The sequence below is a fragment of the Thiolapillus sp. genome (genome assembly GCF_048562965.1).
GTDB lineage: Bacteria > Pseudomonadota > Gammaproteobacteria > Chromatiales > Chromatiaceae > Thiolapillus > Thiolapillus brandeum_A.
The window spans coordinates 1-1,617 of the sequence record NZ_JBHNMF010000685.1; the positions used below are offsets into that span (position 1 = coordinate 1).

Consider the following 1,617-nt stretch of genomic DNA (forward strand, 5'->3'; position numbering starts at 1 on the left):
GGTCAGCTTGTCTGCGCCCACGGACTGCGTTGTTCCTCTTGGCAAGGGAACTGCCATTACCTGCGAGGAACGCCTTGCCGTGAACGCAGACAAGCGGACTGAACTCGCAATTATTACCTAGAAGGAGCACTAGGCATGGACAATATCGTCTTCCTCATCCTGCGGCGCATGCGCCGCCCGCTGCTGACTCTGGTTCTGATCTACGCGGCTTCTATTCTCGGGCTGGTGCTGATACCGGGCCAGGATGCCCAGGGCAATCCCTGGCACATGGACTTTTTTCACGCGTTCTATTTCGTGAGCTTCATGTCCACGACCATCGGTTTTGGCGAGATACCCTACGAGTTTACGGATGTGCAGCGTGCCTGGGTGCTGGTGTCCATCTATCTGTCGGTCATTGCCTGGCTGTATGCCATAGGTACCATTCTGACATTGCTGCAGGACAAGACCTTCCAGCATGCCATCAAGGAACGGCGTTTTGCTCAGCGCATAAGGCATCTGCGTGAGCCTTTCTATATCCTGTGCGGTTATGGTGAAACGGGGAGGGAACTGGCACGGGCACTGACGGAGCGGGGTCAGCACGTGGTTGTGGTGGATCTGAATGAAGACAAGATCAACCTTCGCTGCCAGCCATGGAGAGCGAAGCGAAGGCTGGTAGACCCCAGTAGCCGCGAGGCCGCACTGTTTTCCCGGCGTGCCTTGCGCCAGAGGGAAAACAAAGTAGGCCTCCGAACGCGGCGTCCAGTCATTGGGAGCCAAGTACGGAGCAGCAACGAGCTTGCGAAGTTGTTGCGTAGTGCTTGGTGACCAGGACGGCTGGGGCACCAATAGGTTGTCAAAGGCCGAGTCGATTTTGGGGACTGGGATGTCCCAAAATCTATCACGAGGCCGAAGACACGCTTGCTGAAACTGCAGAACCTGCGGGACTATGTTCCCGCGCTGCATGCCAATGCGCGTACCCCCCGGCATTTGCTGGAAGCGGGTCTGGGCCATAGGCAATGTGCTGGCGTGGTGGCGCTGACCAACGACAATGAAGTCAATCTCAAGATCGCCATTACCAGCAAGCTGCTCAACCCCCATGTAACAGTCATCTGCCGTGCGGATTCTCACGATATCGAAGACAACATGGCATCTTTTGGAACGGACTACATCATCGATCCCTTCGATACCTTTGCCAAGTACCTTTCCACCGCCTTGCAGACGCCGGGACTCTACCTGTTGCAGCGCTGGCTCACGGAAAAACCCGGAACCCTGTTGCCCGACCCGGTCTACCCCCCCCACCCACGGGCACTGGATAGTGGGTGGTTACGGGCGGTTCGGCAAGGCCGTTTTCAACAGGCTGAAGAAAGAGGAAATCTCCATCACGGTCATGGAGGCGATGCCCGAAAAGACGGGCGAACCCAAGCAGGGGGTGGTGAGGGGAAGAGGCACCGAAGAAGATACGCTGACTGAGGCGGATATCGAGCATGCGGTAGGTATCGTTGCGGGCACGGACAACGATCGCTGCCAGCCATGGAGAGCGAAGCGAAGGCTGGTAGTCCCCAGTAGCCGCGAGGCCGCACTGTTTTCCCGGCGTGCCTTGCGCCAGAGGGAAAACAAAGTAGGCCTCCGAACGCGGCG

3 protein-coding genes and 1 pseudogene are annotated in these 1,617 nt (G+C 57.7%); 3 read left to right on the top strand and 1 reads right to left on the bottom strand.

The features are described 5' to 3' along the window. Positions 1-168 precede the first annotated feature (168 nt). A pseudogene (locus tag ACOCD2_RS19140) lies at positions 169-567 on the top strand (ion channel); the annotation flags it as partial. 5 nt (positions 568-572) lie between these two features. Here ACOCD2_RS19140 and ACOCD2_RS19145 read toward each other — a convergent pair. After that, on the bottom strand, positions 573-881 hold the full coding sequence (locus ACOCD2_RS19145) for a hypothetical protein (RefSeq protein ID WP_419582747.1): 309 nt from the start codon (positions 879-881) through the stop codon (positions 573-575). Between the two features lie 16 nt (positions 882-897). Here ACOCD2_RS19145 and ACOCD2_RS19150 point away from each other — a divergent pair, with 16 nt between their 5' ends. Both ACOCD2_RS19150 and ACOCD2_RS19155 read left to right on the top strand, forming a co-directional pair. Then, the gene (locus ACOCD2_RS19150; protein WP_419589590.1) at positions 898-1,449 is read left to right on the top strand and encodes an NAD-binding protein; all 552 of its coding nucleotides are present in this window, start codon (positions 898-900) and stop codon (positions 1,447-1,449) included. Then, positions 1,352-1,617, top strand: a 266-nt coding sequence (locus tag ACOCD2_RS19155) for a hypothetical protein (RefSeq protein WP_419625911.1), incomplete at its 3' end; no start/stop codon positions are given. The genes ACOCD2_RS19150 and ACOCD2_RS19155, both read left to right, overlap by 98 nt.